The organism is Pontibacter silvestris (assembly GCF_020907275.1).
In the GTDB taxonomy this organism is placed as follows: domain Bacteria; phylum Bacteroidota; class Bacteroidia; order Cytophagales; family Hymenobacteraceae; genus Pontibacter; species Pontibacter silvestris.
In genome coordinates, this window is the sequence record NZ_JAJJWI010000003.1 from 236,078 (window position 1) to 257,843 (window position 21,766).

General features: G+C 44.6%; 11 protein-coding genes. 2 read left to right on the forward strand and 9 right to left on the reverse strand.

What is annotated here, in order from left to right:
- Window positions 1–65: 65 nt before the first annotated feature.
- The 7 genes from rhaM to LN995_RS04130 form a co-directional block, all read right to left on the reverse strand.
- Window positions 66–377: an L-rhamnose mutarotase gene (rhaM, locus tag LN995_RS04100; protein ID WP_229958629.1), complete on the reverse strand. Its 312-nt coding sequence runs from the start codon at window positions 375–377 to the stop codon at window positions 66–68.
- 49 nt (window positions 378–426) lie between these two features.
- Window positions 427–1,266: a formylglycine-generating enzyme family protein gene (locus LN995_RS04105; RefSeq protein ID WP_229958631.1), complete on the reverse strand. Its 840-nt coding sequence runs from the start codon at window positions 1,264–1,266 to the stop codon at window positions 427–429.
- On the reverse strand, window positions 1,263–2,876 hold the full coding sequence (locus tag LN995_RS04110) for an arylsulfatase (RefSeq protein ID WP_229958633.1): 1,614 nt from the start codon (window positions 2,874–2,876) through the stop codon (window positions 1,263–1,265). The genes LN995_RS04105 and LN995_RS04110 overlap by 4 nt, the downstream gene beginning before the upstream one ends.
- A 125-nt stretch (window positions 2,877–3,001) precedes the next feature.
- Window positions 3,002–6,739 (reverse strand): DUF4450 domain-containing protein, encoded by a 3,738-nt coding sequence (locus tag LN995_RS04115; RefSeq protein ID WP_229958634.1) that lies wholly within the window; start codon window positions 6,737–6,739, stop codon window positions 3,002–3,004.
- Between the two features lie 57 nt (window positions 6,740–6,796).
- A complete protein-coding gene (locus tag LN995_RS04120; RefSeq protein ID WP_229958636.1) occupies window positions 6,797–9,271 on the reverse strand; it encodes a glycoside hydrolase family 31 protein in 2,475 nt (824 codons plus the stop codon).
- Window positions 9,272–9,628: 357 nt separating this feature from the next.
- Window positions 9,629–11,140 (reverse strand): RagB/SusD family nutrient uptake outer membrane protein, encoded by a 1,512-nt coding sequence (locus LN995_RS04125; RefSeq protein WP_229958638.1) that lies wholly within the window; start codon window positions 11,138–11,140, stop codon window positions 9,629–9,631.
- A gap of 21 nt (window positions 11,141–11,161) precedes the next feature.
- The gene (locus LN995_RS04130) at window positions 11,162–14,335 is read right to left on the reverse strand and encodes a SusC/RagA family TonB-linked outer membrane protein (protein WP_229958640.1); all 3,174 of its coding nucleotides are present in this window, start codon (window positions 14,333–14,335) and stop codon (window positions 11,162–11,164) included.
- A 593-nt stretch (window positions 14,336–14,928) separates the two neighbouring features.
- Between LN995_RS04130 and LN995_RS04135 the strand changes: the two genes are divergently transcribed.
- Window positions 14,929–16,350, forward strand: a complete 1,422-nt coding sequence (locus LN995_RS04135; protein ID WP_229958642.1) for a purine-cytosine permease family protein — start codon at window positions 14,929–14,931, stop codon at window positions 16,348–16,350.
- Between the two features lie 22 nt (window positions 16,351–16,372).
- Complete coding sequence (locus LN995_RS04140) at window positions 16,373–16,579, forward strand: hypothetical protein (protein WP_229958644.1); 207 nt, start codon at window positions 16,373–16,375, stop codon at window positions 16,577–16,579.
- Window positions 16,580–17,106: 527 nt separating this feature from the next.
- Here LN995_RS04140 and LN995_RS04145 read toward each other — a convergent pair.
- The gene (locus tag LN995_RS04145; protein ID WP_229958646.1) at window positions 17,107–18,624 is read right to left on the reverse strand and encodes a RagB/SusD family nutrient uptake outer membrane protein; all 1,518 of its coding nucleotides are present in this window, start codon (window positions 18,622–18,624) and stop codon (window positions 17,107–17,109) included.
- Window positions 18,625–18,642: 18 nt separating this feature from the next.
- Window positions 18,643–21,705 (reverse strand): SusC/RagA family TonB-linked outer membrane protein, encoded by a 3,063-nt coding sequence (locus tag LN995_RS04150; protein ID WP_229958648.1) that lies wholly within the window; start codon window positions 21,703–21,705, stop codon window positions 18,643–18,645.
- Window positions 21,706–21,766 lie beyond the last annotated feature (61 nt).

Sequence of the window (21,766 nt, forward strand, 5' to 3'; positions counted from 1 at the left end):
TAACTTTTAGCAAACTGGTAACCCCGACTGATTGCAGGAACTTACTACATAATATTTGCTTAGCTTTATTCCAGGTAAAAAACCTCTTTTAGAGGAACACTTACCGGTGAGCCGTCAGGGTTGGTATCCATGATGTCGGCCATGTAAGCCCACCATTTCTGCACGATTGCTGTACTGCCTAAATCCTGTGACGATGCACCGCTCTGCTTTTGCACAGCAAAGAGCGTGTTGGTTTCCTCATCCAGAAAAATAGCGTAATCGCTTATGCCTGCTTTTTTCAAAAGCTGCGCCAGTTCCGGCCATATTTCATCGTGTCGCTTTTTATATTCTGCCTCGCATCCGGGCCTTAACTTCATTTTGAAAGCAAATCGCTGCATATTTTCAACTCCTAAACTTGTTATTCCCTGCCTGACTACCGCCCCTGGTTTAAATAGACCGGGCACATCGAAAACCAGTATGAAAAAGCGCCGTTTCACGGGAGGAGGAAGTGCGACCTGCAATACGGTAGTTATGACAGAAAGTAGAATCGCACATAAAGGAACCTCCCTTCAATAGCTTAATATCAGGGTTTACGGATTGTCCTGCTTCTGCATAAATCTCAGAAGTCCATTGCCAGACATTACCGCCCATATCTGTAAGGCCGTGGCCTGTTTTGCCAAAGACTCCCACAGGTGCCGTATAAGTATAGCCGTCTTGTTCGCTGTTCTTCTCCGGGAACTTACCTTGCCATACATTCGCTTTGTACTGGTTATTTTCTACCAGTTTATTTCCCCAGCTATAGCGGGTGCTTTTCTTGCCGTTACTGCGAGCTGCATACTCCCACTCCTTTTCAGTAGGCAGGCGCTTTCCTGCCCATTTACAATACGCCATAGCATCGTTCCAACTTACTTGTGTTACCGGGTGGTCATCTACTGCTTTGGGCCTGCTTTTGCCCAAAGGATACTCCCAACAAGCACCTTGTACAAGTCGCCAGCCCTGTGCATTTGTGTCAAAGACCCCGGCGTCGCCAAATTTCTCTGCATCTGTTTTATAACCTGTTGCCTTCACAAACTTCCGAAAATCAGCTACCGTAACAGGATGTTGATCTATCAAGAAGCCTTCTACTTCTACAGTCTTTTGTTCCTTTCCATCAGGTCTTAGGTAAGTACCTCCCGGAATATACTGCATCCCCACCGGAACCTGCTCCAGCGGCAACTCTTCCTGCGTTTGGTCCTTGCACGCCCAGAGCGCCAGCATCAACACTAATAAAAGAACTGTATTTCTCATTTACTCTTCCGCTGTTTATCTAGCTTAACAAGTTCTGCAAAGGGCACGACATTAGCATGTGCGGCCCAGCCTTCATAAAGCTTTTCCATTTCCTTTACTCTTTCCGGATAACGGGCACTAAGGTCATGTAGCTCTGTCCGGTCTGTTTTCATATTATAGAGTGCCCATTCATTTTCAGGATATATAGACACAAGTTTCCATTCGCCCTGCCGGACGGCTCGGTTTCCCTCATGTTCGAAGAAAATAGCCTCATGCCCCTGCCACTTCTGACCATTGAACAACGGCCCAAGGCTTAAGCCTTCCATCGGTTTAATGGATTTTCCTTTATAAGTTGCAGGATAAGAAGCCCCGGCCAGATCAAGGCTGGTAGCCATAAGGTCGATGATGTGGGCTGGTTGCTGACTGGTACTGCCTAGTTTGATAGTACCCGGAAAATAAGCGATAAAAGGAGTAGATACACCTCCCTCATGTTCCCAGCGCTTGAACTTACGGAACGGAGTATTACTTACATTGGCTCCCTCATACTCGTAAGAAGTAAAAGAAGCCGGGCTACTGGATGGCATTTTACTCGCCTCCAGAATTTCAGCAGTAAATCCCCTGCCATCAATGGCTTCGTAGCTTCCCCCGTTGTCTGACAGAAACATGATAATGGTATTCTGATCCTCTCCAAGTTCTTTCAGCTTTTGCCTGATCCGGCCTATATTCTGATCCATGCGATCGACCATAGCTGCATAAACAGCCATTTTCTCATCCCACCTTCTCTTTTCTTCTTCCGAAAGCGACTCCCATTCCGGCACGTTTTCGTCACGTGGTGAAAGCTTTACTTCACGACCAATAATTCCCATTTCCTGCATACGTCTGAAACGCTCTTTACGCAATACGTCCCAGCCTTTCATGTACCGTCCCTTGTATTTAGCAATATCCTCTTTTAAAGCATGCAAGGGCCAGTGTGGTGCCGTGTAAGCCAGGTACAGGAAAAAGGGTTTGCCTTTCTCTTTTCCCTCTTCTATAAACTTCAAGGCGTAGTCGGTGTAGGCATCAGTGGCATAAAAGCCTTCTTTAGGTGTGTAGGGGACATTGTCCAGCGCGTAGGTTAGTTTTTGGTTTGGCCTGTAAGGGCGATTACCGAAGTAACTGTTTGCCCCGTCCAACAGTCCGAAATAGCGGTCGAACCCATGTTTTACCGGCCAGTGTTCTTTCCGGGCATTCAAATGCCATTTACCTGCCATTAATGTGGTGTAGCCGTTTTCTTTTAAAGCATCGGCAATGGTAATGCACTCATCACTCAGCATACCTCTGTAAGAAGGGTGCTCTCTTTCGTTTACCATGTGACCTACCCCCGCCTGATGTGGGTATACGCCTGTAAGTAAGGAAGCGCGTGTAGGGCAACAACGGGAGGCATTATAGAACTGTGTCATTTTAAGCCCACCCTCTGCCATCGCATCCAGGTGAGGCGTTTCAATTTCAGAACCAAAGCTTCCAATATCAGAATACCCCATGTCATCAGCCAGGATAATAATGATATTTGGCTTGTTTTGTTGTGGAGTCAGGCTTAACAGGAAACCGGTTGCTAAAATCAGTGAAAGGCTCAGGCTACGCTTTCTTATCATAAACAGAGGCTTTAAGAGAATCAGGTTCTACATACTTTGCACATAAAGCTACTGTTCGCTAGGTATATGATTATCCTGCTATATCCTGCTTTATGGCAGATAACCTTATACCTGTTGCTCCAGGATTAAATTCTTACGAGCGTCACTCCCATCAACCCAATCACCACATCGTTCGCCAGCGCTCTTACTTCCAGAGACTTCAACTTTTTTTCCGGGTTCAAAGGCAGATCCAATACCGTTGCTGCGCCTCCGGGAATATAGCTGTCATAGGCAAAGCCTTTGATGTCAGCATAATCAAAGTTCGTCAGTACTTCCCCTGTTTTGAGGTGTACCCGCATCGGCTTTGGCTTTTCGACAGCAAAAGAGAAATCGTTGATGTAATAGTCCTGCTCTATGGGCCACCATGTTTCCGGGTTACGCAGCACCAGTTTATCCTGTGTGCCATCGGTATAGTTAACTGTTACTTCACCGTTGTCAAAGCGTGACTGCATGGGGTTTGTAGAACCCGCCATCAGCAGGTAAGCATGTGAGGCATTCCCCTGTAGTGGAATCGCCACCTGATCAGGGTAATTGTCCCATTGGCTGGTAAAGAGGATGTTCTTTCCTTCGCTTGTACCTGTGGTCTTAAAGGGAAGGCCATTTGGCAGTACCACAATGCCAGCCTCGCCTGCTTTAGCCCGCAAACCGGCATCATCTATTTCTGCCGTCACCAATGGGTAACACCAGTTGCCTATTCCCTGCTTAGGCAGCTGAAGCGTAGCAACGGCAGGACGTGGCGCAAGGTATTCGTTTTTGAAAATCTGCGTTACTTTATCATTGAAGTGGTCAGCTAGATCAACTGTTTCATACAGCAGTGCCCCCTGCCCCTCTGGCGTTGAAAGTTCCCAGTTTGTCAGCTCTGCTGTGGCTATACTTTCACTTCCTGCTTTCAGCACGACTTTGTTCGTGCCTGGCAGCAGAGCAGCTGTGGGTATAGTTATTTCTTCAGAAGCCCCATATGGCTTCACTTGTAGCTTCAGTTTCTTTGAGAAATTACCCGCTGTAACCGTCACTTCTTTATCAAAGGCAGTTGACGTGTTATTCTGAAGTATAACGTGCGCATCAGCACCGGATTTAGCCACTAACTTGTATGCTGCTCGCAGTTCCACATCAACAGGTTGCCACCAGTTCAAGTCACCCTGCCTGGTACGCACAAAGAAAGTATGGTGCCCTTCGCCGCCAGTTAATCTGGCTTTCAGTTCATGTTTATTGCGACTTGAGTTAGCTATTATCTTCTGAGGATCATTTACTTCCAGCACTTCTGCCTTGCCTAAAGCAAGGGTTACCTCATCACCTTTGGCTACAATTGGTGTATACTTTGCTTTCGCAGGGCTTTCGCCGCTCCAGCTGATCACTATCTCATACTTGTCAGCAACTTCAGGCTCTATCAGAATCTGGGGCGTCCCTACCACTTCAGCATAGTTAGCCCACTTTACAGACAGTCCGTTTACAGTTACAGCAGCTACTTTATCCTTTTGAGCAGCTGCTTTGAATTTCAGCTTTAGCTGCTTATCAAAATGCGGCTCTATTGTATATGTTTCTTTGTTTCCTTCTCTCTTGAAAGCATACTTAATATCTGGCGTTTCGAGACTGGCATGGTTCCAACCGGCTGGCAATCCCGGACGAATCTCCAGTTCCCCGGCCAGCACATCCGGTACTATACCAAACATTCCCTCTACCAAGGCACGTGAACTGATGCCAATGCCATCGGCAAAATCGCGGTACAGCTCGCCACGGTAATGGTCGTAATAAGAAAGCTGCTGTAAATTACCGGGGCTGGACCCCATGTACATGCTTTCTATCAATATGCTACGCATCAGCCTGTTTGCTTCCTCTATTCGACCTGCCTGCCAGTAAGCCAGAGCAGTATGTGCCACCTCTGCCATCGCCACATTGTTCACCGACCAAGTATAAGGCATCCAGTTAGAAGTTGTAAGTGTTACCAGGTTTTCATCCGGCAGGTCAGAATTTAGTATTGGGATATGCGGAATTTGTGTATCTACGTAACGTAGCGTCTGGTACGCCTGAAAAGGGTCCGGCACCTGGGAATCCAGCGTATGGTACACCGTGAGGAGAGCTGCCGCCGGGTGCAGCTTTTGCAAACCAAGCAGGTCTTTGTATTCCGCGTACCAGCCTTTGTCTGATAGCCACAACGTAGCGTTTAACGCTTTTTTTATCTTATCAGCTTCCTGCTGGTAAGGCTTTGGGTCCTTGCCAATAAGGGTTGCCAGCCGCGCGGCCGTTTTATTGGAAAAATGATGATAGGCGGATGAATGAGTAACGCCACCTCCGCTGTACTGCACCGCATCGCTTGCCCAAAAGCTGGCATAGGCATCGTAAAGCCCGTCATTGTCTGCATCAAAGTTCCGCTTCTCCCAATCCAGATGCCGCTCAAGGATAGGCCAGGCTTCCTGTACGTAGGCTTTATCCCCTGTCCATAAGAAGTGTCGGAGCATTTCATCGATAAACACCATGTTCATGTCGTAGTGGTGCGCTACCTTCTTTTTAGTTGGATTTCTGGAGATATAGCCTTCCGTGTAAAGTGAAATCCCTATCTCCTCTTTCTGCCTTGCCAGGTTCTTTTCCGGATCAGGCACTACAGGCCCGCTCTCAGGTGACGTTACCTGTGCATCGCTATAGCCCCGGAAATGGGTTCGTGCTCTGTCGTGCCAGCCTAAGGCATCAGCCACATAAGCACCGCGCCAGCCGTTCAGCGGCATACGCCAGGCAATGGCACCATGCATATAGCTCTGCCCGTCCCAGATGGCATCAGCGGCAATGCTCAAAGCACCACCCAATGTATTTAAATAGGGGTCAGGAGTTTTAATCTTTACCTGCCCTGCTATCTTCTTTCGCTTTTCATCTGCCTTGCTGAACGCATCCGGCAGTTCCTGATATGTTTTAGGTTTTGCACTAAGGTTATTCTGAAGGCCAAAATAAATTTTCTGGTTTCCTTTCAACTCTTTGCTGCCTACTACCAAAGGCAGGTCAGACTTACCAGATTGCCACAAGGTTTTGGGAGAGTCTTGCTGATTGGCATCTCCTATTTTCAGACTAGTACCCGGGGCAGCTATACCATAAATCTGTGCTCCTTTATCTTCTACTCCTGTTATGTCTTGTTCGTAATTATCTGCGTTCTTCTTCCCGATTTCAAAGCCCAGCAGAAAGGTATTATCCTTTATTTCGAACACATTTCCCTTTGCATGTTCCGGATACAGGTAGAAGCCTTCTTCAGGATCAGCACCAATGTCGCCATCTCTGGCTGGTCTGTGTCCACTGGCACCGCCGTACGTCCAAATCAGCTCGAAGGGTTTTATATCAGGCGTTGTTTCCAGCGAAACCAGCATGCCCTCGGCATCAGCCATAGCGAGTACCTGGAGGTTCAACTGTCCTTCCCCCAGCAGCGGATCCTTGATCTCGTACCGCATGGCACCCGGGTTGTAGATGGCTTTGATGTGGGCTGCATCTATCAGCCATTTATTGCCTTCAGCGGTTGCAATACCCATTTTCAGGTTGCCGCCTTTGTTCGGCATATACATCAGGAACTCCGGCAGGTCTCCTGTTTCTACTCTAAAGGCCGTGCCTGTACCATACAAGGCCCGGTTAAAGCGTTTTGTACCGTTTACAATCACAAAGTCAGAGCCCTGCGGCCTGTAGCGCAACGGGCGCGCTATAGTTAGCTTATCCTGAGGTTTCTCCTGTGCAGTTTGCTGATGATCGGCTTTGCCTTCGGTAAATGAAAGTACGCTGGTATTGGAGACATGCTGCGACTGGCATGCCACCAACAACATCAAGAAAAATGCGCTGATTCTTTTACCCTTCATAAGCCCAATAGTATAACTGCCTCCATTCAAATTAAGCCTTCACTCCTTGCTACTTTCTTACAGCTTCACCGTTAGGTTGATGTCGTCTTTATTAGAACGCTTTGTTTTAATCCAGAGAAGCTTATTTTGTACATCGAAGTACCAGCCTGCTCCTTTTTCCAGGGCGGCTGCGTTTGCTGCCGCTGACACCTTTTTTCCGTTTTCAGTAATACCCGCAGGAGCTGTCGCTTCATTCCAATGGATTTTAGCCAAGTAGTTATGCGTGGTGGGTTTGTACTTCCCTTTTGGCTTTTGAATAACAAGGTTCAGACCTGAGGTAGAAAGATCAGAGCTTATTTCTGTAATGGCATATTCACCTTGTTTGTAGTCCAGGCTCTTGCCATCATCTTCGTAAAGCTCAAACTTAGAGGAACCATGCGGGAAAACATCCAGCGTAATCGTGTTCACCGGCTTCTCACCAAAATACTTCATCTCTGGCTGCATCGGGATAATAGCTCCGCCTTTGGCAAATACCGGAATGGTATCCAGCGGTGTGAGTACGTGTACATATTGCTTACCACTGTATTGCTTACCTGTCCAGTAGTTGAACCAGGTGCCTTCGGGCAGGTAAACCGTACGTGTTTTGGCTCCCTTCGTCGTAACTGGGTTCACTAACAGGTTATTCCCGAACATATACTGATCGGTTACATCATACACGTTGGGGTCATTCTGGTGCTCCAGCACCAGGGCACGCATAAGTGGTACACCAGTAGTATGGTTGCTATAGGCATTGCTGTACATGTAAGGGATTAGCCGGTAACGCAGCAGGTCGTACTTCTTAAAGTTTCTTAAGGCGTCCTCGCCATAGTTCCAGGGCTCCTTGTAGGTAGGATGCTCCATGCCCAGCAGGTGCGCAATGGGACTAAACATACCAAACTGCACCCAACGGATATACAGCTCTGGATCGGCCACATGCTCAAAACCACCCATGTTGTGCGACCAGTTGCTTACACCAGACAACCCAATGTTGAGCCCGGCTTTGATTACAGGAGCAAAATACTGCCATTCGCTTGGCCAGTCGCCTGCCCATATAAACGGGTAGCGCTGAATGCCTGCATAGCCTTCGCGGGTGTGAGCCATGCCCCGTATGCCATTGTGCTCCTGGAACTTCTCATAAGAGGCTTTGGTATAGATCACCGGGAAAACGTTATGTTTCCACTTAATGTCCTCCCCTGTCGGCCCCACTTTTTCGCTTTCGTTTGCCAGGGCTCCGAAGGCACTTCCTTCATCTGTTTTCAAAAACATAGCTCCCTGGTCTGCAATTAATTTCACGCCATTGTTCCACCACCAGTCTACGGCTTTCTGGTCAAAGAAATTAACAAACTCGCCGGGGCTGTTTTGCTCCGGATAAACAAATCCTTTTTCCTGCGCCATCGCCAGCAGGTTAAGTTGATTGCCATCATCGAAGCGCGGCCGCAGGTGCAAGCCCACCATTTTGTAGTTCATGGCATACAGACTGTCGAACATGCCCTTGGGGTCTTTAAAAGTCGGACGCCACTCAAAAGAGGTAGCTCCTTTGCCTCCCTGCTTCCCAAATATGCGCCAGGTAGAGTCCAGGTGCAGAATATCAGCTGGTATGCCATATGTCCTGAACTTACGCCCTAGCTCCACTACATATTGGTCGGAGGTATCTTCTTCGTGTCCCCAGGTGCCACCGCTATAGGTGCCTACATGCAGGCCAAGTGCAAATTCAGGCAAAAGCGGTGATTTTCCGGTAAGCGAAGTATAACTCCCCAGGAGCGACGCGAAGGTTGGCCCGTACATGAAGTAATAGTCCAACTCCCCTCCTTCAGCTTTAAAGTTGTAGCTCTCCGGGTTGCTCATGCCCATATCCCACTCTGTAGGATAGGCTGTATGGAAGAAAATGCCGTAACCACGGGTGCTCATAAAGAAAGGCACCGGAGAGTAGTTTGCTTCCAGTACGTTATATGCCCCTACATGGTGTGGCAAACCTTTCCCCCTTCCTACATTCATCTTTAGTTTCTTGTTCCGCTGATCCAGGAAGTCCATTCTTTCGCCAAAGCCGAAGAAGTGCTCGTCAGGCATTAGCTGTTTAGTGACTCCAACAGCTTCAGCGTTTTTTGTTAAGCCATTTCCAGCAGTAGCGTCGGAAGTAAGCAGTTTACCGTCTTTTGTATAAACGGCTATACCAAAGGGAGCCTTACTTATCTTAATGTCTAGTTTATCAGTTTTAAGAAGGAAATGGTCGGCCTGTTCTGAAGTTTGCACAGCTACCGCAGGCCAGCCGTATTTCACGACCATGTAAGGCTCATTTGGCTGAAACTTTCTATCCCAGTTAGCCCTTACCCGGAACATGTCAGGTGTCATGAACTCCAGCTTTACATCCGCGTTGGTGTTTGTGAAATAGATTTCATTCCCCTGCTTTCGGAAACCTGACTGGTAGTTTCCTACTGAGGTTTGCGCCTGCACAGCATAAGAAAAAGTCTGGAGCAGAACGATGAGGGCAAATACTTGTTTGGCTATTCTGGACATTTGATCTTATATAATTAAAATTTAAGAGAACAGTTAGCTCTCTTGTTTCTGTTACCTGCCAGCCTACACGAAAGAACTGTATGACTGAACGAGTAATATCAGGCTTCAATTCACCACTTTACTTGAAGTGATTCCCAAGTAAATAAGTACTCTTAAATAAATCATCCTGTGCTATCCGGTTTTGGCTCGTTGTCGTGTATCAAAGGATTACCTGCTTCTTATTTACTTCTTCCACATGTTGATGCTCTTAGTAAGAGTATACTAAAGGTTATCTATACATCAATGAAAAAAGGAGCGAACCAACATGCCCGCTCCTTTCATTAAAGTCGATTCTCCTATACATAGAAGACTTTTTGTTTAGTATCCGGGGTTCTGCTCATATAGCCCTTCTTTAACATCAAGCTGCGTCTGTGGAATCGGATAAATGATATCATTAACTGTAATAGGGCTCATCTTATTCGTAACATCTTCCACAGCATCCCAGGCAGTGATCACATCTATAACCTTTCCTGTTCTTACAAGGTCATGCCAGCGAAGACCTTCTGCCAAAAACTCACGTCTTCTTTCGGCGAGAAGCATGTCCATATCGACGTTAGACACAGGATCAAGGTTTGCCCTGGCTCTTACATCATTAACAATTCCATCTACTTCATTCTGACTACCACCTGCTCCGCTCATCAGTATAGCTTCCGCTTTCATCAGCAGTACGTCAGTATACCTAAGAACTGGAAAATTTATTGGCCAGTTAAACCGATCTACGCCAGCTTTGCTCACATCCAGAAACTTCACGAATTGAGCACGATTAACCAGTGCCCCGTTTGGATCAGTATAAGATGGCAGGATGCTAAAGTCATCCCGAACATCACTTTCCTGAAATGAGTTTAGCAAATCATCAGAGGGAGCTTTAGGTCCATCTATAGGTATTCCGCCAGCGAAGGGAATCCCTATGGCACGTGCAAACGGTTCTTCATACATTTCTGTTGGTAATATAGACCCTACTCCTACATCACCTGCATTACCGCCTACAGCCTGCACATCAAACACTATATCCGGATTGTTCTCGTTGGTATAAGAGAAAATGCTGGCATAATCATTCACAAATGAATACTGCCCGCTGTTAATAATTTCATTCAACAGGGTAAGTGCTCTGTCATATTCGTTTAAACCCAACGTTGGGCCATCAGGATGTAGCTGTGGTCCTGACCGCGTCAGGTGAACGAGCGCTAAAATCCCCCTGGCAGCGTGGGATGTTGCCTTGCCTTTGTTAGAAGCATCATACGATTCTGGCAAATTCGCAATGGCATCTTCCAAGTCCGAAATGATTAATTGATACACATCTGCTACAGGACTTCGAGGTATACTTAGTGCCTCATCAGGGGACACAGTTTTGTCGAACAGAGGTACTCTTCCGAATAACCTTACCAGATCAAAATAGTAAAACGCTCTCAGGAACTTGGCTTCACCAATTAGCCTGCTTCTTACTGTGGCATCTGGTACTGCAGTTTCATTTATTTTATCAAGAACTGTGTTGGCTCTTAATATACCATTGTAGTTAGTGTTCCAGGCTTCTATAATGAGGGGATTTGTTTCTAGTGTTTTTTCAAAATTATTCACTGGGTTCCAATCTCTCACACCAGATACTCCCGGAGCAAATATATTGTCAGATCTTACTTCTGATAGGTTAAACCTCCTGACCGGGTAATTTGTTAACGCGTTATAAATTCCTGTTACACCCTGCTGAAAGTCAGCTGTGTTACGGTAAAAGTTAGCAGCACTTGCATCTGATATTGGTGCCTGATCCAGATCATCCTCACAGGCACTTATTCCTAGCAATAGGACCGATAATAAAACAACACTTATCTTTTTCATTTTCAGAGAATTTTAGAAGACTTAGAACGTGAGATTAAGCCCCATTATCATGGACTTAGACAATGGAAATGAGCCATAGTCATCACCTCCATTATTAACTGCTTCCGGGTTGAACCCACCTGTGTATTTGTCCTTCCCAAACCAGTTTTCAGCTGTTACATACACTCTTGCTCCACTTATAAAGTTACTTTTTAATACCCCCCCCAAATTGTATCCTAAGGTAATATTTCTGACTCTCCAGTAATCTGAAGGATAAAGCCAGTCTGTATTTTTAATGCGCCCAAAGCTTGACGGGGCTTTCCGTGTTTCCCCATCACCAGGATATTCAGGTGATCTCCACCGATCACGGTACTTGCCCAATGTATTATCTATAAAGTCCATACCTGTTCTGTCAACTGCACGGCCGAAGGTAGAATATATCTTACCTCCCCATTGCCCCTGCACCAACACATTCAGATCAAAGCCCTTGTATCTAAAGGTGTTTGTAACACCCCAGACATAGTCTGGATTAGGATGCCCTGAAAGCACACGGTCATTTGCATCAATTTGTCCATCATTATTCGCATCCAGATATTTTGGATCTCCAGGCTCTTGGTTCCCATATAAAGGATAACCTGATTCAATATCTTCTTGTGTCAAAAGCCCTACCTGATGTACTACCCAAATGCTATACATGGGCTGACCAACCATCAAAAGGTTATGATTTATGTCCCAGTCACCACCTGGAATAGGCGTATTGTTAGGCCCAAGTTGCTCTACTTCGTTTTCGTTATGGCTAAAGTTGATGCTCGTGTTCCATTCAAAGGCTCCAGTCAAGTTATGGCTAGTTAATTCAGCTTCCCATCCTTTGTTAACAACCCTTCCGATGTTAGTAAGAGCGGTTGTAAAGCCAGAAGCTGTAGGAACAGGTATGTTAAGCAAAAGGTCCCTGTTCGTTTTGGTATAGTAATCGAATGAAGAAAAGATTCGGTTTCCGAAAAGCCCTAAGTCCAAACCAATATCCACGGTTTCAGACTCCTCCCAGCCTAATCTTGGGTTTGGGAAGTTCTGTGGCACCTGTCCATTTGTCAATGTTCCTCCAAGTGAATAGTTGGCCACCTGCAAGCGGGAAATATCATCGTAGTCGCCAACACCGTTATTACCAGCAATTCCCCAACTAGCCCGTAGTTTTAGCTCATTTATGACAGTTATGTCCTGCATAAAACTTTCTTGGGAAACTCTCCAGCCTACGGAAGCCGAAGGAAATATACCCCATTGCGTCTCATCTCCAAACCTAGAAGATGCATCCCGGCGGATAGATGCAGAGAGTAAATAACGATCATTGTAGTCGTACTGTAATCTACCGAAATAAGAGATCAAGACATTTCTGGTTTTGTTACTTGCCCCTGTAAAGGAAGTTGCCTGATTCAGCGTCGGAATTTCGTCGGAGGAAAACCCAGCCCCATTCAGTCGCCAGCTATCGAATGTGTAGTTACTATACGATGTCCCTGCTAACGCTGAAAAATGATGTACACCCGCAAATGAATGATTGTAGGTAAGGGTATTTTCGTTTACAAAAGTCTGCCTGCGGTAACCAACGAGGCTACCAGTGGTGTTTCTGTTTATAGCTAATTTAGCAGGAAGCCAACTCTCAGTAGTGCCATCTGCATGATCCAGGTTGAAGGTTGTCCTAAACGAAAGTCCAGGTAAGATATCATACTGCCCGTATATCGTGCCGAGGGTTCTGAAAATTTTAGTTTCACCCAGTGCTTCCCGTGCCACAGCAACAGGGCTCACCCTTGATGGCCCCCAAGTATAAACGTTGTTGGGTGCCACACCAGTCTCCACCCCGGCACTTGCTTCTACAACTGGCGGCATAGACACAGCAAGGTGCATTTGCTGGTCTTTTCCTTCTACACCAGGGTCGTTTGTTATAGAATAAGAAGGTGAAATATTGATGCCTAGCCTCAATTTATCGTTTGCTTTTACTTCCACGTTAGCTCTGGCAGTATATCTTTTATAATCCAAGCCTATGGCTACACCTTCCTGATCAAGATAATCTCCGGAAACATAATAGCTAACAGCATCTGTACCGCCACTGGCGGAAAGCTGGTAATTCTGAACGACTCCTGTTCTGAATAACTCATCCTGCCAGTCAACAAACTCCAGGCCCGGATGTCCCGGCTGAAGCCACCGCTCATCAATCATGTAGTTCCTATTTACTGAACCAGCTGGCAGTCCTAATATTTCCCGGCGCTCTTCGGTTGTTTGACTTGTTGTTCTGCCTGGTGCGGAACGTACCCAGTTGTAGTTTATACTTTCTATAGCCCGATCTATCCATTCATCCGCATTCAGAACATCTAACTTCTTAGCTGTTTTATTTATTCCAGCATAAGTCCCAAAGCTGATTTTGGCCTTGCCGGACTTTCCTTTCTTTGTAGTGATCAAGACAACACCATTCGATGCCCTAGAGCCATAAATAGCTGCCGCAGATGCATCTTTTAGTACCTGTATAGATTCAATGTCGTTTGGATTGATGTTATCTAAAGGGTTGCCACTCGAAAAGCCGCCTCCAGAGTTTTGAGGCTGCACTGCCAACGGGAACCCATCGATCACATACAAAGGTTCATTGTTAGCAGTAATCGAGCCTGTACCTCTGACCTGTATACTAAACCCTCTGCCAGGCACTCCACTTGTCTGTTGTACCCTTACACCAGCCATCTGCCCAACTAACGCCTGATCTACCCGGGCTACAGGCCGCTCAGTTAATCTTTCGGCATCCATGGTGGCCACTGCACCGGTTATATTTGCTTTTTTCTGAGTTCCATAGCCCACTACCACTACTTCATCCAGTGCTTTTGTATCATCTGTCAGAGTTACATTTACGGCTCCTGGCCCGGAGAAAGACTTTTCCTGTGTCGTAAAACCGATAAAAGAAAAAACCAGTGTTCCTGGTGCTTCCGGCACTGATAAAGAAAATGAACCATCAGGACCTGTAGAGGCACCGTTGGTAGTTCCTTTTAGAAGCACTGTTACTCCAGGTAGCGGTTCGCCTGTACTGGAAGTGACTTTACCTGAGATGCTCCAGTCAAAAAACCTTGCTGAAACAACGGCTGAACTGGCAAATACCTCCTGAGGCAGAACAGCTCCTGATAAAGCTAACGGAATAAAAGCCAAGCTACTCTTTAGCAGCCATAACGGTTTCTTACTTCTCATAAATAAAGATTTTAATTACATTGGCTAAAACACCTATAATCCTTAGGCACTCATATATTTATTTCAATTGATGTTTATATCATGGTAAGTAACTGTTCTGTTAAAATTTTATTCACTTATTAACTATCATTAGTTAGCTTACATAATAATAGAACTCCTCTTCACATCATAGTATGATCTTAAGGAGCAGAATCATCTTTAAACAAAAGTACAGCTTATCAACTGGCGCTCCATCCTGTTATATCCTGTGTCTCAGCGCCTCTTTTAAAGCAGAACCGACGGCAGGCACAGCTAACTATACAGGATACCACCGGACACTATTCCACTTTATTATAATTAGCTTACACATCTAACAATATTATCTGTTGTTCTGAAGAATGTACTAGTGCAGCTTATCAGGTACTAAAAGTCTAAAGCATGCATCTTACATCTAATGTTATGACAACAATCCAAAGGGCAAGCCCTTTGCACTAAACTTGAGAAAATATGACTTATAAAGTAAACTAATGTTAGTTAATAATATCTAAAATTCTTAACTATTAAGCTAATCTGTTAAAACAAGCTTTACCAAAACGCAAACAACAATAAATAATATGAAGAAAGCCTTAGCACAGCAACTGGATTCAATTAATGAATATGAGCGAGAGCCAGTTCCAAGTAGTAAACTAAAGGGGTTGAAGAGCTTTATTGGCATGTATGCCGGAGAGCACATTGCGGGTACTGAGTTTGTGATCGGCCCTTTGTTTGTTATACACGGCGTTAGTGCTTCAGACCTTCTTTTGGGTTTATTAGCAGGCAATTTACTTGCTGTGCTAAGTTGGGCGCTTCTTTGTGCTCCGATAGCTGTTAAAGCAAGGCTAACACTTTATTACCAATTAGAAAAAATATGCGGTAGGTACCTAGTATCAGGATATAATATTGTGAATGCGCTCATGTTCTGTTTCCTGGCTGGCTCTATGATTGCTGTGTCAGCCACGGCAGTCGGAATACCTTTTGATATTGCCATGCCAGGTCTGGACGACTGGTACCCTAATAGCGTTAGATGGATTGTAACGGTACTTTTTGTTGGCATGGTCATCACGGCTGTTGCTATTTTAGGATATGAACAAATCTCTAAGTTTGCCAATGTATGTGCTCCATGGATGGTGCTGATTTTTATAGCTGCTGCCTTTGCCGTTATGCCTGATTTAGGGATTACTTCTATAGGTAGTTTCTGGGAAGTAGCCCAGACTAAAATTTGGACAGGTGTTCCGGTAGAAGGTTATAGCAAGTTTACGTTCTGGCATGTTACTTTCTTTGCCTGGTTTGCTAATGCGGCTATGCATATTGGCATGGGCGACTTGTCTATCTTAAGGTATGCAAAAAAATGGTACCATGGCTTTGCTTCCGTTACAGGTATGTTCATAGGGCACGTTTTAGCCTGGGTTTCCTCCGGTATCTTATGTGCCGCTGCAGGTGGTGAGATTCCTCCTGGCCCTATAGCTTACAGCAGTGCCGGAATTGCCGGAGCTATGTGTGTGATGATTGCGGGCTGGACAACAGCTAACCCAACTATTTACCGTGCAGGCCTGGCTGTTCAATCTATTGTTCCCCAGGTTAAGAGATGGAAGGTTACACTTTTAGTAGGTTTAGTAACAACTATTGCTGCTTTTTTCCCTGCTTTAGTAATGCGATTACTTGATTTTGTAGCCTTATACGGACTGCTTCTGATGCCAATGGGCGCGATCATCTTTATTGACTTCTATGTTATTCCAAAGCTAAACCTGAAAAGTAACTATGCCAGTGTTACAAACTCATCTTTTAATGTGGCTGCCGGCGTAACATGGGTGGCTACTTTGTTGTTTTGTCTTTTCCTTAATTTCTATCAAGGGATTGAAATCTTCTTTTTAGGACTCCCCGGATGGTTTGTGGCCGCAGCATTATACATCATTTTAAGCAAGTTGTATCAACGTAAGGTAGTTGATCAGCCTGCCGTAGCTGTTTCAGCTAGTGGCTTAAAAAAAGTAGAGTACTAACCTAACCTTTAACATTTATCGTATGCAAACCATCTTAAAACTACTTTCTTTAATCGGATTAGTTCTGACTGTGGTACCTTCTTTTCTGGTGTTTGCTGGAATAATAGAACTAAGCTTTCATAAAACGCTTATGTTTATAGGCACACTGCTCTGGTTCTCAACAGCACCATTCTGGATGAACAAACAGAAACAGCAGCTTAAGCCAGCGACGGTTGATAATGCTGTATAAACAGCTGCCAGAAAATTTTATTATAAATCAATATAACAATATTTATCAAATCAGGATAGTACAGGACACGTGACAGACGTCTTGGTAGTAACTTATACAATATACTGACAGGTATTTTTCTCCTGTAGCTATGCCAGTGGCCATAGCTATATCAGTTCAAAGCATGACCGCTTAGTTCTTTGTCATGCTTATACATAAAATTGGGGCAGTGTAGACGGTTGGCAAATTTGAAAGGTTAAGTTTGGTTTTATTTTCTTTTACAAGTAAGGTTTATATTCAGTAAAGCTCTGCCATACCTCTCATTGTCCCTTTTTTTCAGCATTGTTTAACGGAAAGCTTCTTATTGCCAAAGCAAAGAGCCTGCCTTAAGACTTTTTTATTCTGCTGTTATAATATTGCATGCCCTATTCAGTAGGAATAGAGACAATACTACAAGAGAAAAAATTAGCCTTTCACACTCCAAAGCTGGTTTATACAACAGGGAGTATGAAAGGCTAGTTTTATTTTTAACTGATGTCTAGGCTGGCTTACCAGTTAGGATTCTGCTCAATTTCCGGGTTTGTATTCAGCTCATTTTGCGGAATCGGGAAGTATTCGTGCCTTGCCAGGTTAAAGAATTCACGCCCTTCCTTATCACTGTTGGCAATCTCCTCTTCCAATAGTCCCCAGCGTTTCAGGTCATAGAACCTTAAGCCTTCACGGAAAAACTCAACCATTCGTTGGTGGCGAATTTCAGCCATCATTTGCTCCTGAGAATATCCTGTAGGCAAATCTGCCAGATTAGCTCTGTTCCTGATTCTGTTAACCAAGGGGTAAGCCTCTGTTGTTCTACCCTGCATGGTTAGCGCCTCAGCATACATCAATAGAATGTCAGCATAACGAAGTGCTTTTTCATTAATTTCAGAAATCCATATACCCTCATTTTCGTCGCGCCAGTTCTGATACTTCCTTATTCTGGACTTAAAACCAAAGACTTCTTCAAACTCACTATATGGTTTTTTATAAAAAGTTGCTTCCGGGTAGTCCCACACAATAGAGGCATACATACGAGGGTCAAAATCTCCATCAACTGTTTTCTCCTCCTGAAATTCATTAAACATTTTGTTTGTAGGGAAAGCCTCAAACCAACCTCCCACTTCTGTTGGAGCAAACTCCTGCGCTGTAGTTACCCCCTGCGACTCGTTGGCATTTTCTCCTGCCCAGGGTTGAGAACCTCCAACGTTCTGATTCTGAATTTCAAACAACGACTCTTTGTTGTTATCATATTCCTTCATGAAATTCTGCTCGTAATTCTCCAGCAAATCGTAGTTGTAAGGGGCTTGAGGCCGGCCATCAGGTTGCGCTAACAGTTTAAACTCATTTTCTGCTTCTGCCCATTTTTCCTGATACACATAAGCTTTACCTAAGTAACCAATAGCAGCTCCCTGTGTGGCACGTCCTACCCACTCTGCTGAGTAAGAAACTGGCAGAACGGCTTTCGCATCCTGTAAGTCGCTTTCTACCAGGGCCCAGATTTCTGCCTGCGGCAACTGTTTTACAAAATAATCCTCTCTTACCTGAGGAACGGATGTGATAAGAGGTACATCTCCAAAGTTAATTGCCAGGTGAAAGTAATTTAGCGCCCTTAAAAACTTGGCCTCTGCAATAAAATTTGCTTTTGCTTCATCTGGAATGTCTGCATTAGGCGTATTTTCAATTACTTGGTTAGCACGAAAAATACCCATGTAAGCAGTTGCGTATAAGTTAGAAGGAGTACCAGTAGTAGGGTTATTGGTAAAGGTAGATAGTTGATACAGATCTTTTACGTCGTTTCTGATAAAAAAGTCGTCGCCTCTGCCATTGGTTAGTTCAACTCCCCTAACAGCCCAGTAACCGTTTTCCTGCACTCTTAATGTTTTGTAAGTAGCTGCTAATGCTGATAAGACATCATTCTCAGTTTTCCAGAAAGTTTCTTCTGTTAAAACGTTTGGGTTAACCTGGTCAAGCTCGTCTGTACAGGCAACCATTGAGCACGACAATAAGAAAATATATAAACTGCGTTTCATAATAATACTTTTTAAGGTTTAGAAAGAAAGTTGAACACCTACCATAGAGGTTCTAGCCAAAGGATAAGCAGCATGTCCAAAGTCAACACCACGATCTAACACTGAGCCTGTTCTACCTAAATCTGGGTTGTAGCCTTTATAGTTAGTAATAGTAAAGAGGTTGTCAAAGCTAAGGTAGACACGGCAACTGTTGATTTTTGCAGCATCCAGCAGCGATTTAGGCAGCGTGTAGCCAAATTGTAATGTTTTGAATCGTAAATAAGAACCATTTTCTAAAAACCTGTCTGAGGTCTGGCTGTTCAGGTTAGGGTCGTTTATAACCGCACGAGGAAAATCTGTATGGTTTTCTGGAGTCCAGGCATTAAGCGTAGCTGTAGAGTAGTTCGTATTAAGGTTCATACTTTCCATATCCTGGCGAAGGCCATTATAGATTTTGTTGCCATAGGTCCCCTGGAAAAACAGGTTCATATCAAAGCCTTTCCACTCTAAGCTACCACCAAACCCATAGGTAAATTTAGGTGTCGGACTTCCCAAAAACTGCCTGTCGTTCTGGTCTATCTGCCCATCGTTGTTATAATCCACAAAGCGAATATCACCAGGCTTAGCATTCGGCTGTATCAGTTGCCCCTCATACGAATGCGCATTAATCTCTTCCTGAGAGTTGAATATGCCATTTGTCTTAATCAAATAGAATGCACCTACCGGATAGCCTGCCTGAGTTACTGTAGCGGATGCACCATGGTGCGTGGGTTGCCCACCAAACATTTGCTGAGAACCAGTACCTAAATTATCTACTTCGTTGTTAACAGATGAGAAAGTTCCTGTTATTCCATAAGTGAAGTCGTTAACAGTATTGTTATAAGATAATGCAGCTTCAAAACCTCTGTTCGTGATCTGTCCAGCATTTATATACGGGTTGTTACTACTTGCTCCGGTAGATAAAGGAATAGGCACCTGCAGCAAAATGTCTGTATTTCTTCTAATGAAATAATCAGCAGTAAGGAAAAGCTTGTTATTAAAGAAACCCAGATCGGCCCCAAAATCAAGTGTTTTAGAGCTTTCCCACTTAATGTTTGGCGTAGCAAAAGCGGTTTGTATGGCGCCAGGCCACAACGTTTGCTCTGTTCCGATTACATAATTTAAGTTTGGAGATATGGAAGGAACAAAGCCATAATCTTCGATCTCCTGATTACCTAATTCTCCATAACTTGCTCTTATTTTAAGCATACTGAAAACAGACTCAAGTGGCTCAAAGAACTCTTCGCTAGACGCATTCCAGGCAAAAGCCAAAGATGGGAAGTTGCCATATTGGTAATTGTTTCCAAACCTGGACGAACCGTCTCTTCTGACAATGGCAGTCAGCACATAACGATCATCATAAGAGTAAATCAATCGCCCTAAGTAGGAAATCAACGCGTTTTCCCAGGCACGACTTCCGCTAGCTGTATTACTAGTTCCTGCATCTATCACGCTTATACCATCTGGCATTCCACTTTTGCGGCCTTCCAGTATTCTATATTGTGTGTTTTGATAAGTGTAGCCTACCAGCGCCTGAATATTGTGCTTGCCAAACATTTTGTCGTAAGACAAGGTGTGTTCCTGTAGGAAGTAGTTAGTCTGGTTTCTGCTCTCGTACAAGTCCGCATCCAGGTTGGTGAACAGGGCACCTATTTGATACGGCCTGGTGTACTCATAATAGTATTCTGATGTGTTTGTATAGCCAACATTGAACTTGTATTTCAATCCATCCAGTATGGAAACTTCAGCAAAAGCATTGATGATGGCTTTGTTTACATTGTTCTCCACATCTCTTAAATTCAGCTGTGCAACGGGGTTAGCAATATCAACCACAGGTCCATAAGCCCCACCATAGCCTCCTATTGCGTCTGGGTTGTAAACATCAAACACAGGTATCATTTTAATGGCAGAGCCAACCGGGTTACCACCTTGTCCGCCTAAACCTCCTGTTAAAGGGTCAAAAGTTTCTTTACTTAAAATTACAGATTCTCCAATCCGAACTCTTCCTTTCGTAAAATCAGATTTGAGGCGCAGGTTCCAGCGGTCATAACCTGTATTCTTTACTATACCATCCTGGCTCAAGTAGCCGCCTGACAAACTATAAGTATATGCATCTCCTCCTCCACTGGCTGCAAGGTTGTAGTTTTGCATTGGGGCTGTACGGTAAATCTCATCCTGCCAGTCTGTGCCCTTGCCTAAAGACTGTGGATTCTGCGCAATATCTAATGGTTCAAGTCCGGCGGCATTATAAGCAGCGTTACTCACCTGTGCCCACTCCGATGCATTTAGCAGGTCTAGCTTCTTTGTTATATTCTGAATACCATAATAAGCATTAAAGTCGATTACGTTTTCTCCTTTTCTGCCTGATTTCGTTGTTATCAGCACCACACCATTGGCAGCACGAGAACCGTAAATAGCAGCGGCAGAAGCATCCTTTAAAATATCCATAGAGGCAATGTCTGTAGGTGCAAGGTTATTTATGTTATCTACCTGTACTCCATCCACTATGTATAAAGGGTTGTTATTATTTAAGGAACCTGTTCCTCTAACCAGAATTCTCACACCAGAACCAGGGTTACCACCAGCAGACTCTACCTGTACACCAGCTACCCGCCCCTGTAAAGATTTCTCCACTGTGTTGGCTCCCTGTGTTACAATATCGTCTGCTTTTATAGATGATATAGCCCCTGTTACATCTTGCCTGCGTTGAGTACCATACCCAACTACCACTACTTCCTCTAAAGCTTCCGCATCGGCCCCCATCTGCACATCAATAGTAGACAGGTTGTTTATAGGTACTTCCTGCGATTGAAAACCAATATAAGAGAAGACTAAGGTACCATTACCATTGGGTACAGTTATGGAGTAAGCTCCGTTTGCATCTGTAGGAGCTGCAGTGGAGCCGCCCTTAAGTAACACGGTTACTCCAGGCAATGCAGTACCATTTTCGTCGGTAACCTTACCCTGCACAGTAATACCCTGAGCCCAGGCTCCGGCAATTGATAGAAGGAAGAGAGGGATCACTAGTAAATATCTCAGCTCTTTTAGTAAAATTTGTTGCATGGTTCTCTTTGTTTAAGTTTCTCACATTTGTTTGGTAGTTAGAAAACAAAACCCATTACAC